The following is a 15228-nucleotide window of genomic DNA, read 5'->3' as shown; positions in this document are numbered from 1 at the left end:
TTCTCATAGCATTCTTATTCAGACTCGTCCTAAAAAATGATATGATTTAAGTATGTTTTGCATTTTCCCTTTCAGGGAGATAAAATCGGTTACATTTGATACACTTTTCAACCACTCCCTAGTCGGAAGAAATCAAACTATACTGAAATCGCATGAAGCAGAGGATGTTATATATGTCATTTGATGGATTATTCACAAGAAACATGACGAAAGAATTAAATGAAAACCTATTACACGGACGCATAAACAAAATACACCAACCTTATAAAAATGAAATCATTCTGGTTATCCGGGCAAATGGAAAGAACCATAAAGTGCTCTTATCCGCTCACCCAAGTTACTCACGTGTTCAATTGACGGCTGAGAATTATGACAACCCCTCGGTTCCACCGATGTTTTGTATGCTCTTGCGGAAACATCTTGAAGGATCGATCATTGAAGGGATCAGTCAGATTGAATTAGATCGGATGATTGTATTCGAAGTGAAGGGCAGAAACGAGATCGGGGATATATCTTATAAACAACTGATCATTGAAATAATGGGCCGGCACAGCAATATCATCCTGGTAGATAAAGAACGAAATATGATTCTTGACAGCATCAAGCATATTTCACCAAGCATGAACACCCATCGTACTGTATTGCCTGGCCATACCTACGTGTTGCCGCCTCAACAGGATAAAATCGATCCACTTGAAGCAGACACTGTAGATGTTTTACGTGCCCTTGATTTCAATTCGGGTAAGCTTGATAAACAGATCGTCCAATCCTTCGCCGGTATCTCACCGCTTTACGCGAAGGAAGTCGTACACCGTGCAGGGATCGGCAGCGGGGCAGCCATTGCCGAGTCATTCCTATCATTGATTGCTCATGCAAAAAACTTTGATATAGCGCCGACCCTGATCACAGCAGATAAGGAAACATTCTACTGGATGGACCTTCAACATCTTCAGGGTGAAAAACAAACATTCCCTTCCTTGAGTGAACTGCTTGACCGTTTCTTTTATCAGAAGGCTGCACGTGATCGAGTCAAGCAACAAGGAAATGACCTCGAGCGGTTCATTCGAAATGAAAGGGATAAGAACGTCAACAAAATAACGAAACTGGAGCGAACGCTTGACGATGCCCAACAGGCTGACCGCTATCAGCTGCTCGGTGAACTTCTTACTTCGAATCTATATGCCGTGGAACGTGGGATGACGGAGGTGAGCGTAGTCAATTATTATGACGAAAACGGGGAAAGTATCACGATTCCATTAAATCCTCAAAAGTCGCCTTCGGATAATGCACAGAATTATTTCTCACGTTATCAAAAAGCGAAGAATGCCATAAAGATCGTCCATGAACAAATTGAAAAAGCACAGGAAGAGATCGTGTATCTCGAACAATTACTGCAACAATTAGAATCTGCTTCAACGAAAGATGTGGAGGAAATCAGAGAGGAACTCGAAGAAGAGGGTTACCTGAAGGTCCGCAAGCAAACTAAAAAGAAAAAGGCCAATATGAAGCCCGTATTGGAACAATACACGTCAACTGACGGAACACAGATCCTGGTCGGTAAAAACAATAAGCAAAACGACTACTTGACCAACCGGGTTGCTGGAAGAGATGAAGTCTGGCTTCATACGAAGGATATTCCAGGTTCTCACGTTGTCATCAAGAGTTCCAACCCAACTGATGAAACGATCAAGGAAGCGGCCAATATTGCCGCATACTTCAGTAAAGCCCGTGAATCCAGCTCCGTACCCGTTGATTTTACCGAAGTCAAACAGGTCAAGAAACCTAAAGGTGCCAAACCCGGATTTGTCATATACGAAGGACAGCAAACCGTTTACGTGACACCGGATCTCGATTTGGTCCGATCGTTGAAAGATTGATATAGCAAAGATGCACTTTCATCCAGTAATGATTCCACCGGATGAAAGTGTTTTTATTTGGAAGAATGACAAAAAGCAACTCAAAAAACGAGTTGCTTTCCCCTTTACATCCCCCATGTCTCAGGGTCTTTTCTCCAAAGCTTCAATTGTTCCCATTCACTTTCACGGATGATCTCATTTTGGACCGCTACCTCAAGTAAGCTTGAATAATCAGAGAGGGCATAGGATGTAATGTTTTGTTCTTCAAGCATTCTTTTCCCTTTTTCCAATTCATATGTGAAGATCGCAACCACCCCTAATACGTCACATCCCGCTTCTCTTAAGGCGTCAACCGCAGTTATACAGCTGCCTCCCGTGGAGATCAGATCTTCAACGACGACAACCTTTTGTCCCGGTGCCGCGATCCCTTCAATCTGCTTTCCTTTTCCATGGGCTTTAGGCTTTGACCGGACATAACACATGGGAAGATTTAATTTCTCGCTCACCCACGCGGCATGTGGAATTCCCGCCGTCGCTGTTCCTGCGATGACTTCCGCTTCCGGAAAGTGCTTTCGGATCAACTCGGACAGTCCTGTTGAAATGCTGTCCCGCACTGAAGGATACGAAAGTGTCAGTCGATTATCACAATAAATCGGTGACTTTATGCCGGATGACCAAGTAAATGGCTCCGTCGGGTTTAAAAATACGGCTTCGATGTCGAGTAATTTCTTTGCGATTTCATGTTTCATTCTTTGCCCTCCCATTCATGTACGATCCGTTCATAAGCAAGGACCGGATTCGCAGCACCTGTAATGCTTCTTCCAACGACGATGTAGGAAGAACCCATTTCTTTAGCCATTTGCGGTGTAGTGACTCTTTTTTGATCTCCTATGTGATCTTCTGCTAACCTGATCCCGGGAGTGACCCGTAAAAAATCATTCCCGCAATGTTCTTTTATCAGACCCGATTCGTGGGGTGAACATACCACTCCATCAAGTCCCGCATGCTTTGCAAGGGTGGCATAATGCAGGACGGACTCATTAATGGTAGTGTGGATAAGCTGTTCTTCTTGCATCTGTTCTTCCGTTGTCGAGGTCAGTTGTGTGACGGCGATCAGATTTGGGCGCTTATGATTGGCAGGGGTTCCGGCATGGAGACCCTCCAGCGCCTTTTCCATCATCATGCTGCCGCCTGCAGCATGGACGTTGACTAGCTCCAAATCGAATCCTGCAAGTCCTTTCATGGCTCCGTATACTGTATGAGGGATATCATGAAGCTTTAGGTCCAGGAAAATCCGATGATTTTTATTCAATATCATCTCAAGGATCGCCGGACCATTTTGAAGGTACAACTCCATTCCGACTTTCACATTCAGACTTTCTGAAAATTGATCCAGGAAGGTTGAAGTCATCTCCCATGTAGGGAAATCAAGTGCTATGAACGGTGCTCGATTCATGTTTCCCCCAGCTCCTTCCGGTTAATTCGGATATATGTTCGACTCCGAGCTCCTCAAGTAGAGGCGGTAATTCATTGATGATCCGCTGACATACGAATGGGTCAACGAAATTCGCCGTCCCGACTGCAATGGCACTGGCTCCTGCATAAAAGTATTCAATCACATCTTCAGCTGATTGTATTCCCCCCATCCCGATAATCGGGAGATCCACCTGCTGGCTCACTTCATAGATCATCCTGATGGCAACCGGTTTGATGGCTGGGCCGGATAATCCGCCGGTCTTGTTCGCAAGAACCGGCTTGCCCGTCTTCATATCCAGTCTCATCCCAAGGAGTGTATTGATCATGGTCAGGCCGTCCGCCCCACCTGCCTCTACAGCCTTGGCCATGTCGACGATATTGGAGACATTCGGAGATAATTTCACATACAGCGGGACCTGTGAGACTTCTTTAACCTTCTCAGTCAACTCCTTAGCCACTTCAGGGATGGTCCCAAAAGCGATTCCTCCCGTTTTGACATTGGGACAGGAGATATTGAGTTCAAGTGCCTTTACATTTTCAGCAGAAGAAATGACCCTTGCCACTTCCACATAATCTTCCACTTGGGAACCTGCCACGTTTGCAATGATCGGTACATCAAATTGTGAAAGCCATGGAAGTTCGTTTTCCATCACACCTTTGAGTCCGGGATTTTGTAACCCGATTGCATTCAGCATACCCCCGTTTGTTTCAGCAACCCTTGGTGTAGGATTTCCAAAGCGGGCCTCTTCCGTCGTCGCTTTGATCATGATCGCTCCAAGCTCGCTCAAATCATAAAACTGACTATATTCACGACCGAAACCAAAGCAGCCTGATGCCGGCATGACCGGGTTCTTTAAAGACAAGCCTGGCAATTCGATTTGTAATGATTTCATAAAAGCACCGCCCCTACTGGAAATACCGGTCCGTCACTGCAAACCTTTACGTAACTCGACCCTTCAGGATCATCCTGTTTATGACATACGCAGGCGAAACAAGCCCCGATTCCGCATCCCATCCGCTCTTCTAATGAGATAAAACCGCGTTTGCCCTCCAATTGCCTTTCAAGAGCTTTCAGCATGGGTGTCGGTCCACAGGAATAAAACACATCAAAGTCCGGCTTCTCTTCAGAGATGACATCTGTTACAAATCCAACACTACCAAGGGAGCCGTCGACAGTGGCAACATATGTGAGCCCAAGTTCCCCGAACTTATCTTCATAAAAGCTGACTGATTCATTTTGAAAACCAAGAATGTGCTTCACTTCCCAACCGCTTTCTACAAGCTTCCTGGAAAGACCGTAGAGGGGAGGAACGCCAATCCCTCCACCTATTAACAGTGCGGTCTTACGTTGGCCTTCCACGGAGAAACCATTACCCAAAGGTCCTAACACGTCGACCCTATCACTACGATCCACCAGGGAAAGGAGTCGTGTCCCTTTCCCTTCAGCCCGGTAGATCAGGGTCATGGTATGTTGTTCAGGATCGTGGGAGGCGATGGAAATCGGCCTTCTCAGTAATGGGTCTATTCCCGTCCCGACTTTCACATGAACGAACTGTCCCGGGGCCTTTATTTCATCCACCAGGCTCCCTTGAAGAACGAGTTCATAAATGTTTTCAGCTATCCGTTCATGAGAAAGCACAACCATGTTTTCGTTAACGATCATTGATAAACCGCCTCTTTCACTTTCGGTAGTGAGTCAAGTGCCTCTGCTGAAAAAGTCATAGATTCAATCACTCTCAGGATGGCTTCAGCAGTATCCAGTGACGTAAGACATGGAATGCCGTTTTCGACCGATTCCCTTCGAATTCTGAATCCATCCCGGGCAGGCTGTTTTCCTTTTGTCAATGTATTGATGACAAGCTGGGTTTCACCGCTTTGGATGATATCCAATAATGTAGGACCGCTGGATCCGATCTTATCCACTTCACGGACCGTGATACCCGCCTTGGCCAGATGCTCTGCCGTACCCTTCGTTGCGAGGATTTGATAGCCGATATCGATAAACCGTTGTGCCAGGAGGACTGCTTCATCCTTGTCTTTATCTGCCACGGTCATGAGTACGGAGCCGTATTCCTTCATTTGCATCCCTGCAGCGACCATACCCTTGTAAAGTGCCTTTTCCAATGTCTGATCTTTTCCCATTACTTCCCCAGTAGATTTCATCTCAGGTCCGAGAGTTATGTCCACCCGTCTAAGTTTGGCAAAGGAGAAGACCGGGACTTTGACGTACACACCCTGTTTTTCAGGAACCAGGCCTGATTCATATCCTTGATCTTTCAGGGATATACCAAGGATGGACTTGGTTGCAATATTCGCCATTGGGACATTTGTGATTTTACTGATGAATGGCACTGTCCGGCTGGAACGGGGATTCACTTCCAGGACGTATACTTCGCCTTTTGAAATAACATACTGGATGTTCAGTAATCCAATAATGTTCAACCCTTTTGCCAGTCTCGTCGTATAATCGATAATGGTTTGTTTCTGTTCCTGTGTGAGTTGCTGAGGAGGATACACGGCGATGGAATCCCCTGAATGAACTCCCGCACGTTCGATATGCTCCATAATCCCCGGGATGACTACGTCTGATCCGTCTGAGATGGCATCCACCTCGATTTCCTTGCCGATCAGATAACGGTCGATCAATACCGGGTGCTGTGGATTGACCTTTACTGCATTTTTCATGTATTGAAGAAGCTCTTCTTCCCTGTAAACAATTTCCATTGCCCGTCCTCCGAGTACGTACGAAGGTCTTACCAATACCGGGTAACCGATGCTTTTTGCTATTTCAAGGGCCCCTTCTACGGAAACTGCCGTTTTACCTTCGGGTTGAGGAATGCCAAGCTCATTCAGAGTATGCTCGAATTTATCGCGATTCTCTGCGCGATCGAGATCCTCAAGTGAAGTACCCAGAATCTTGACGCCTCTTCTCACCAGCTCATCTGCCAGATTGATGGCCGTTTGTCCACCAAACTGGACGACGACTCCCTTTGGCTTTTCCAGGTCGATGATGTGCATGACATCTTCCACCGTCAGTGGCTCGAAATATAATTTGTCCGAGATACTGAAGTCGGTCGAGACCGTTTCGGGATTGTTATTCACGATGATGGCCTCATAACCCGCTTCCTTAATGGCCCAAACAGAGTGAACGGTCGCATAATCAAACTCCACTCCCTGTCCGATCCTGATCGGTCCCGAACCGAGGACGATGACACTCTCACGTTCTGTGACCCTTGATTCATTCTCATCTTCATAAGTGCCGTAGAAGTAGGGAGTTTCAGATTCGAACTCTGCTGCACAGGTATCTACCATTTTATATACCGGGATAAGGTCCTGCTCTTTTCTCCACGTATAGACATCAGCTTCAGAGCTTTCCCATAAACGTGCCATGGTGATATCCGAGAAGCCCATGCGCTTCGCTTTTTGTGCAAGCTCAAGGTTGAAGGGGTTCAACGCCAGTTCTTTTTCAAACTCTATGATTCTATTCATCTTATATAAGAAGAAGAGGTCGATTTTGCTCCATTCATGGATGGTCTCGATTGTCACTTTCCTTCTCAGCGCTTCGCCGATATAGAAGAGGCGCTCATCCCCTGCTTTTCTGATCCTTTTCTCAATCCATTCGTCCGTAAATTGATCCGCGTCACTCAATTCCATATGATACGTATTGCTTTCAAGGGACCGGATCGCTTTCAGAAGTGATTCTTCGAAGGTCCGGCCGATTGCCATCACTTCTCCGGTTGCTTTCATCTGAGTACCAAGGTTTCGTTTGGCCGCTTCAAATTTATCAAATGGCCATCTTGGGATCTTCGTCACAACATAATCCAGTGCGGGTTCGAATGATGCATACGTTTTACCCGTCACAGGATTCATCATTTCATCCAATGTCAGGCCGACGGCGATCTTTGCTGCAAGTTTTGCAATCGGATAGCCGGTCGCTTTGGATGCCAGTGCAGATGAACGGCTCACCCTGGGATTGACTTCTATGATGTAATACTGGAAACTGTCAGGGTCGAGGGCCAGCTGGACATTACAGCCTCCTTCGATTCCCAGCTCGCGGATGATATTCAGACTTGTATTACGGAGCATTTGATATTCACGGTCGCTTAATGTTTGACTTGGTGCTACCACGATGGAGTCTCCCGTATGGATCCCCACCGGATCTATATTCTCCATATTACATACCACGATGGCGTTATCGGCTGCATCCCGCATAACCTCGTATTCTACCTCTTTGAAGCCTGCAATGCTTTTTTCCAGAAGGCATTGTGTGACAGGGCTGTATTTCAGTCCCGAACTTACAATCTCGACCAACTCGTCTTCGTTGTGACAGATTCCCCCTCCGGTTCCACCCAAGGTGTAGGCTGGACGGACAATAACCGGATATCCAATTTCATTCACAAATTGATAGGCTTCATCCAGGGAATGGATGATTTCACTGTCCGGAACCGGTTCTCCCATTTCATTCATCAAGTTCCTGAACAAATCACGGTCTTCCGCTTTCTCGATGGCTGAAAGCTTCGTCCCGAGGATTTCAACTCCGCATTCTTCCAAGACCCCGGACTGGGCAAGTTCAACAGCCATATTCAATCCCGTTTGGCCACCTAATGTAGGCAGCAGCGCATCAGGACGTTCTTTACGGATGATCCTGCTGACGAATTCAAGTGTCAAAGGTTCGATGTATACTTTATCTGCCATTTCAGCGTCTGTCATGATCGTGGCAGGATTGGAGTTTACGAGGATGACCCTGTAACCTTCCTCTTTCAATGCGATGCAGGCTTGTGTTCCTGCGTAGTCAAACTCCGCCGCTTGTCCAATGATGATAGGTCCGCTTCCGATAACCAAGATGCTTTTAATGTCTGTACGTTTAGGCATGTTGAAGCTCCTTTCTTTTCTCTTCTTTCATTAATTGCAGGAAATCATCGAATAAGTAGTTGGAATCCTCGGGTCCCGGAGAAGCTTCAGGGTGATACTGCACCGTAAAGGCCGGAAAGTCCAAATGTTTCAATCCTTCTACCGTTCCATCATTTATGGCCAGGTGAGTGACCTGTAATCTCGACCCGGCTAAAGATTTTTCATCGACTGCATAGCCGTGGTTCTGTGAAGTCAGTGCGACCTTTCCGGATTTTAAATCTTTGACCGGATGGTTGCCGCCACGATGTCCAAATTTCATTTTGAAAGAGTCCCCTCCACACGCCAGGGCAAATAATTGATGTCCGAGGCAAATACCGAAGAGTGGAATTTCACCAAGCAATTCCTTGATCGTTTCAATCGCCTGGGGTACATCTTTCGGATCCCCCGGACCATTCGATAACATGATCCCGTCAGGCTGCAGGCGTCTGATTTCTTCCGCTGAAGTATCATAAGGAACCACAATCACATCACAATCCCGCTTGTTCAATTCCCTTAGAATCCCGTGCTTCATCCCGAAATCCATCAACACTACACGGTAACCTCTTCCAGGGCTTGCATAGGCCGTCTTCGTGGAAACCTGTTTGACCTGATCTGTTCGTAAATCTGTCCCATGGAGCTTATCAAGCATTGCCCCTAAATCCAGTTCAGCTGAACAAATGATGCCTTTCATGGCTCCATGCTTCCTGATGATCCTGGTTAACTTTCTCGTATCGATCCCTGATATTCCGGGAATTCCTTTTATTTTTAATAATTCATCCAATGTTGATTCATTTCTCCAGTTAGAAGGGAAGTCCGCCACTTCTCTCACAATGAACGCTTTGATGGCCGGGGTGATCGATTCAAAATCGTCCCGGTTGATGCCGTAGTTCCCTACAAGGGGATACGTCAAGGTGACAAGTTGGCCGCAGTAGGATGGATCTGAAAGGATTTCCTGGTAGCCGGTCATGCTCGTATTGAATACCACTTCACCTATACTTTCTTCATTTGCTCCGAATCCTTCTCCCACGAAAACCGTTCCATCGTCTAAAATGAGTTGTCTTTTCATTGTTCGTTTCCTCCTTCATTCCATACAAGAGATCCTTGATAAAAAGTTGCTTTCGGCCATCCTTTGCATTCCCATCCTTTGAATGGCGTGTTTTTCCCTTTGGACATAAATCCAGCCGGATTGATTTCCTTTTTTTCATGCAAATCGATGAGCGTAAAGTCTGCTTCTCCTCCTACTTCAAGTAGTCCAAACGGAAGATTAAATGCTTCACTTGGTTTGACGGTCATCCAGTCAACAAGCTGCTTCAGAGAGAAGATCCCTTTTTCCACAAAGTTTGTATAAAGCAGCGGAAAGGCGGTTTCCAACCCGACGATTCCGAACGGAGCGAGCTGCATCCCTTCCGACTTTTCGGCTTCCGTATGGGGCGCATGGTCGGTGGCGATGAAATCGATCGTTCCGTCCAGAAGACCCTCTATAAGAGCCTGTCGATCCTCTTTACTCCTTAGAGGAGGATTCATTTTGAAATTTGGGTCAAGCCCCGGGATATCGTCTTCACAGAGCAGAAGATGATGAGGTGTTACCTCAGCCGTCACGTTGATACCGGCCCTCTTCGCATCCCTGACCACCCGGACAGATTCTTTTGTTGATATATGGCAGACGTGGTAGTGTACACCGGCTGCTTCAGCTAATAGCACATCCCTGGATATATGTACAGCTTCACAGATGGAAGGAATGCCTGGCAGATTATGTTCTCTGGAGAATGTCCCATCATGGACCGCTCCTCCGTAAATCAAGGTGTTCTCTTCACAATGGGCGACGATGGAGGCATTGATTCCGGCTGCCATCTTCATGGCTTGATACATCATGTCGGCTGATTGTACCCCTACCCCGTCGTCTGTGAATGCAAATGCCCCGTTTTCTTTTAATGATGGTAAGTCATTAAGCGTATTCCCGATTTGTCTTTCCGTGATGGCAGCATACGGTAACACCCGAACACTCGCTGTTTCAGAGATCTTCTGATTCAGGGACTGAAGAGTTTCCACTGAGTCGGGTACAGGTCGGGTATTGGGCATTGCCGCGATGGTGGTGAAACCACCCTTTGCTGCTGATTTCGTTCCCGTTTCGATGGTTTCCTTATGTTCTCCGCCCGGTTCTCTCAGGTGGACATGCAGGTCGACAAAACCTGGTGAAATCACTGACCCTTCTGCTTGAAACTCCTCATGATCTTTCCCTTTCAGCCCTGAACCGATCTCGATGATCTTCTTATCCTCCACCTTTACATCCACAGTCTCAAGATCACCATTCTTTGTTACAATTCGTGCATTCCGGATTAACCAATTCATTTCAGATTCCCCCTAGTCAGTTGATTTCAAGTGCTCTTTTTAAAACGGCCATTCTCACGTATACTCCATTTTCCATTTGCTTGAAGATCCTTGATTGCTCACATTCGACCAGTGAGCCGGCTATTTCCACACAGCGGTTGACAGGTGCAGGATGAAGGATGATAGCGGATGGTTTCATCCTGTCTTTCCTGGATTCCGTCAGTCCAAAGCTTTCATGGTATTCCTCTGTCGTCAGGGTCGAAGTAATCGAGTGACGTTCATGCTGGATACGGAGAAGCATGATGACATCAGAATCGGTTATGCATTCATCTATAGGCAAATAGCGCTTTCGGTCTGTTGCTTTGAACCATTCTTTTGGGCCTGAGAAATTAACCTCTGCCCCGAGTTTTGTCAGTGCTTCCGCATTCGACCTGGCTACCCTGCTATGGGCGATATCTCCGATTATGGATACCTTGATTCCCTCGAATCGGCCAAATTCCTGATGGATGGTCAACAGATCTAACAGACATTGAGTCGGATGATTTCCACACCCATCCCCGCCATTGATCACACTTATGTTAAGAGGGGCCAGTTGATCAAAGTAGCGTTCAAGTGAATGACGGATGACGACCGTATCGACTCCTATGCTCTCTAATGTTTTCACCGTATCATACAGGCTTTCACCTTTTTGGATGCTTGATGTTTGCGCTTCGAAAGGAATGACTTCAAGACCAAGTTTCCTTTCCGCCATCTCAAAGCTGCATTTCGTGCGTGTGCTTGCTTCGAAGAAAAGATTGGCCGCGTATTTTCCGGTCCCTGACTCCCAGGTTTCCCCCTTTTGAAAACGTTCCGCCTGATTCAGTATGTGAATGATTTCTTCTTTTGATAAGTCATTCATCGTCAACAAGTTCTTCATCATGAGACAACCCTTTCCTCTCTTCTCTTCCAAAAAAACACCCTGTCATCTTACCGACAGGGTGTTTTTGAACATACTTACAGTGACAGTGCGGAATAATCCCGCATGTCTTGTTCAAATTCACCCTTCCTAGACTCTCTGGACCATGTTAAAAGGTGTTTCTATTTATGCAACATCTTGTTTAGCTTTCTCTTCCTCGAATAAGTTGGTACTTCCTTCACTTTCTTCCCTGCCTGGCAGGACAAGATTCAGGAACACCCCAACGATTGCTGCAAGGGCCATCCCCGATAGGGAAACCTGCTCGTTGATCTTTACGAATGCCCCTCCAACTCCGATGACAAGGATGACACTCGAGATGACTAAATTACGCTTGTTCCCTAAGTCTACTTTGTTATCGATCAACATACGGAGTCCACTTGAAGCGATGATACCGAATAGCAGGATGGATACCCCACCCATGACCGCTGATGGGATCGAACCGATCAAGGCCGTTATCTTGCCGACAAATCCGAACATGATGGCAAGTACCGCAGCGCCGCCGATGACGAATACGCTGAACACCCGTGTAATGGCAAGCACCCCGATGTTTTCACCGTACGTTGTATTTGGCGGTCCGCCCAGGAAGGAGGCGATCACAGTCGCTACCCCGTCCCCAAGGATGGAGCGGTGAAGACCCGGCTTTTCAATGAAATTTCGTCCTACGACCTTACTTAATACCATCTGGTCCCCTGTATGTTCTGCCAAGGTCACAAGTGCAACAGGCACCATGATCGATACGATTTCCCATGAGAAGCTCGGCGTGTAGTCCACAAACGGTACAAAGAAGTCCGGCATCTGGAAGAATGGAGCATCGATTACCTGTTGAAAATCCACCAGCCCTGCGAAAACCGCGATGACATATCCTCCGATGATACCTGCAAGAATCGGGACCATCCCGAGAAATCCTTTGAAGTAAATCGAACAGATGACCGTGATTCCCAATGTGGCAAGAGCCACCATGAAGTGCGTGTTACTGTAAACCAATTGTTCTGCTCCGGGATTTTCATACATGGCCATATTGACGGCGGTTCCGGCAAGACCCAATCCGATCACCATGATGACGGGCCCTACCACAACCGGAGGGAGGATCCTGATCAGCCATTTCAATCCAAGCTTTGATATTAGCAGCGCGACGATTCCATATACAATCCCTGCAAGGAAGCTTCCCATCATGGCAGCTTCCGGTCCTCCCAGGCTCTTGGCAGCGAGGATCGGTGCGATGAAAGCGAATGACGATCCAAGGTAAGCAGGGATCCTCCCCTTCGTGATCAGGAGATAGGCAAGTGTTCCGAGTCCGCTTGAGATCAAAGCAACCCCAGGGCTTAATCCAACCAGGAACGGGACCAGCACCGTTGCCCCGAACATGGCAAATAGATGTTGTATGCTAAGTGTAATCCATTTTCCTATATTAGGTACTTCTTCTACGTCTAACACGACTTGTTGATTTTGATTCATGTTTATTTCCTCCTCCAATACCCATTTTTACCCATTAAAAAACCCTCTTTATCCTAAAGAGGGCACAAAGAGGGTATAAGAAGGCCTGATTCTACCTTCATTCCCATCCTTTGTCAGCCTCACTGGACCACTCTTAAAAGGACTTCCATTATTCTTTTTCGTGTATGGCAACGATGTCTTCCTGATCGACTTCTGATAATGCGACCATGATCTTCTCAGAGCTTGATGTCGGAATATTCTTCCCGACGAAATCCGCCCGTATCGGTAATTCCCTATGTCCACGGTCAACCAGCACAGCCAGTTGAATCTGACTTGGCCTTCCGAGATCCATTAAGGCATCGAGCCCTGCCCGGACCGTTCTTCCAGTGAATAGGACATCATCCACCAAAATGACTTTCTTGTTTGTAATATCAACCGGAAGGTCAGAACCCTTCACTTCTGGTTCATGATCCTCTGTTTTCGTCGTTAAATCATCACGGTATAGGGTGATGTCGATTTCTCCGACCGGAATTTCTTCTCCTTCAATCGCATGAATCCGCTCGGCTAATCGATTGGCAATATAAATGCCCCTTGTTTTGATGCCTACTAAGATGCAATCTTCAATTCCTTTGTTTCGTTCGATGATTTCATGGGCGATCCGTGTGAGCGCTCTTCGAATGGCGGGTTGATCCAGTACTGTTGCTTTCTTTGTCATTTTCGCCACCTCATTTTCTTTTATTTCAATAAAAAATCCCTCTCACCGTAGAGATGAGAGGGCACACTTATCGTTATGATCTGATTGCACGCCAAAGAATTTTTGGTCGTACACTGCTCCTTCTCAGCCTCACGGGACCGTATTAAAGGTTATTTATTCAATTAACACTATCATAAAGGCAAGGTCGAAATTTGTCAACGGTTATTTTCAAGGTGCTTAACCAATTTCGTGAATTCTTCGGTTAACTCCGCATGGAACTCCATATATTCTTCCGTTCTGGGATGGACAAACCCAAGCACACCTGCATGAAGGGCCTGTCCTTCAATGCTCAACGTCTTTCGCGGTCCATATTTCGGATCACCCGCCAGCGGGAAACCGATGTATTTCATATGCACACGGATTTGATGGGTTCTGCCTGTCTCCAGTTCACATTCAACGAGGGTGAAATCTTTATATCGGTCCAACACTTTGAAATGCGTGACCGCTTGTTTGCCATTATCCACGACAGCCATACTTTGGCGGTCTTTAGGATCCCTGCCAATCGGGGCATCGATCGTCCCGTATTCGTGGGGGATCAGGCCATGTACGATGGCTGTATATTTTCTGGTAACGGACTTGTCCACAAGCTGATTCACCAAATGCTCGTGAGCCATGTCATTTTTCGCCACCATCAGCAATCCAGATGTATCCTTATCAATACGGTGTACTATACCTGGTCGCAGCACGCCATTGATTCCTGACAGGTCCTTACAGTGATGCATCAATCCATTCACCATAGTTCCGGAATAATGACCCGGTGCAGGGTGGACGACCATCCCTTTCGGCTTATTTACGACGATGACATCCCCGTCTTCATAGGCGATATCAAGGTTAAGATCTTCCGGCTCTACATCCAATTCTTCCGGTTCCGGAATCGATACAGTGATGACTGCATTCAACGGACACTTGAAGTTAGGTTTGACCGCTTCTTCATTTACTTTAATATGACCTTCTTTTATCCATTGTTGAACCTGGGAACGGGACCAATCCTTATTCAACTGGCTAACGACCTTGTCGATTCGTTCTCCCTGGTTTTCCTCAAGTATGTTGTGCTGAATTACTTCCATTTTTGTTCTCCTTCTTTGCTTTTCGTTCGTCTAAATACATATAAATCAGTAACAGTGCTACTCCAATGGTTAATGCTGCATCGGCAATATTAAAAATCGGGAAATCATAGGAAAAGATGTATGTATTTAAGAAATCGACCACTTCTTTTCTGAAGACACGGTCAAGAAAGTTTCCAATTGCACCGCCTAGCATGAAAGCAAGACTCAGACTAAACAATGAATGTCCTTTTGCATGGACTTGCATATAATACACGATACCTACAATCACTATTAATGTAATAATGTAAAAAAACCACATTTGTCCTTGGAGTATTCCCCATGCTGCACCTTGATTCCGATGAGAAGTAAGATAAAAGACATTATCTATGATCGAAATGCTTTCTCCCTCGGTCATTCTTCTTACAACCAACCATTTTGTTAATTGATCCAGTCCAATTACAACCAAAGCCATTAAATAATAATACACAA

13 protein-coding genes are annotated in these 15228 nt (G+C 46.3%); 1 reads left to right on the top strand and 12 read right to left on the bottom strand.

The features are described from left to right. The first annotated feature begins 173 nt into the window (after positions 1 to 173). Entirely contained in the window at positions 174 to 1877 is a 1704-nt protein-coding gene (locus P8596_RS09755; RefSeq protein WP_279726720.1) for an Rqc2 family fibronectin-binding protein, read from the top strand. A 104-nt stretch (positions 1878 to 1981) separates the two neighbouring features. On the opposite strand, the gene pyrE is transcribed toward P8596_RS09755, so the two are convergent. The 12 genes from pyrE to lspA form a co-directional block, all read right to left on the bottom strand. Beyond that, on the bottom strand, positions 1982 to 2605 hold the full coding sequence (pyrE, locus tag P8596_RS09750) for an orotate phosphoribosyltransferase (protein ID WP_061809819.1): 624 nt from the start codon (positions 2603 to 2605) through the stop codon (positions 1982 to 1984). Continuing rightward, positions 2602 to 3312: an orotidine-5'-phosphate decarboxylase gene (pyrF, locus tag P8596_RS09745; protein WP_279726719.1), complete on the bottom strand. Its 711-nt coding sequence runs from the start codon at positions 3310 to 3312 to the stop codon at positions 2602 to 2604. Before pyrF ends, pyrE begins: the two co-directional genes overlap by 4 nt. After that, a complete protein-coding gene (locus tag P8596_RS09740; protein WP_224520299.1) occupies positions 3284 to 4225 on the bottom strand; it encodes a dihydroorotate dehydrogenase in 942 nt (313 codons plus the stop codon). Before P8596_RS09740 ends, pyrF begins: the two co-directional genes overlap by 29 nt. Continuing rightward, positions 4222 to 4995 carry a dihydroorotate dehydrogenase electron transfer subunit gene (locus P8596_RS09735; protein ID WP_224520300.1) on the bottom strand — a complete coding sequence of 258 codons (774 nt, stop codon included), beginning with the start codon at positions 4993 to 4995 and terminating at the stop codon, positions 4222 to 4224. The genes P8596_RS09740 and P8596_RS09735 overlap by 4 nt, the downstream gene beginning before the upstream one ends. After that, positions 4992 to 8204, bottom strand: a complete 3213-nt coding sequence (carB, locus tag P8596_RS09730; protein WP_279726718.1) for a carbamoyl-phosphate synthase large subunit — start codon at positions 8202 to 8204, stop codon at positions 4992 to 4994. The genes P8596_RS09735 and carB overlap by 4 nt, the downstream gene beginning before the upstream one ends. Continuing rightward, positions 8197 to 9288 carry a carbamoyl phosphate synthase small subunit gene (locus P8596_RS09725; RefSeq protein ID WP_279726717.1) on the bottom strand — a complete coding sequence of 364 codons (1092 nt, stop codon included), beginning with the start codon at positions 9286 to 9288 and terminating at the stop codon, positions 8197 to 8199. Before P8596_RS09725 ends, carB begins: the two co-directional genes overlap by 8 nt. Further along, a complete protein-coding gene (locus tag P8596_RS09720) occupies positions 9285 to 10571 on the bottom strand; it encodes a dihydroorotase (protein ID WP_279726716.1) in 1287 nt (428 codons plus the stop codon). The genes P8596_RS09725 and P8596_RS09720 overlap by 4 nt, the downstream gene beginning before the upstream one ends. Positions 10572 to 10587: 16 nt before the next feature. Next, a complete protein-coding gene (locus P8596_RS09715) occupies positions 10588 to 11466 on the bottom strand; it encodes an aspartate carbamoyltransferase catalytic subunit (protein ID WP_279726982.1) in 879 nt (292 codons plus the stop codon). Between the two features lie 165 nt (positions 11467 to 11631). Next, a complete protein-coding gene (locus tag P8596_RS09710) occupies positions 11632 to 12960 on the bottom strand; it encodes a solute carrier family 23 protein (RefSeq protein ID WP_224520302.1) in 1329 nt (442 codons plus the stop codon). 148 nt (positions 12961 to 13108) lie between these two features. After that, positions 13109 to 13654 (bottom strand): bifunctional pyr operon transcriptional regulator/uracil phosphoribosyltransferase PyrR, encoded by a 546-nt coding sequence (gene pyrR, locus P8596_RS09705; protein ID WP_034755802.1) that lies wholly within the window; start codon positions 13652 to 13654, stop codon positions 13109 to 13111. Positions 13655 to 13848: 194 nt separating this feature from the next. Then, positions 13849 to 14760 carry an RluA family pseudouridine synthase gene (locus P8596_RS09700; RefSeq protein ID WP_279726715.1) on the bottom strand — a complete coding sequence of 304 codons (912 nt, stop codon included), beginning with the start codon at positions 14758 to 14760 and terminating at the stop codon, positions 13849 to 13851. Then, positions 14732 to 15226: a signal peptidase II gene (gene lspA, locus P8596_RS09695; protein ID WP_224520303.1), complete on the bottom strand. Its 495-nt coding sequence runs from the start codon at positions 15224 to 15226 to the stop codon at positions 14732 to 14734. The genes P8596_RS09700 and lspA overlap by 29 nt, the downstream gene beginning before the upstream one ends. Positions 15227 to 15228: the final 2 nt, after the last annotated feature.

Source organism: Rossellomorea sp. DA94 (genome assembly GCF_029834455.1).
Taxonomy (GTDB): Bacteria; Bacillota; Bacilli; order Bacillales; family Bacillaceae_B; genus Rossellomorea; species Rossellomorea vietnamensis.
Note: the sequence above shows the minus strand (reverse complement) of the source record. Positions and strands in the feature narration are given on the sequence as shown.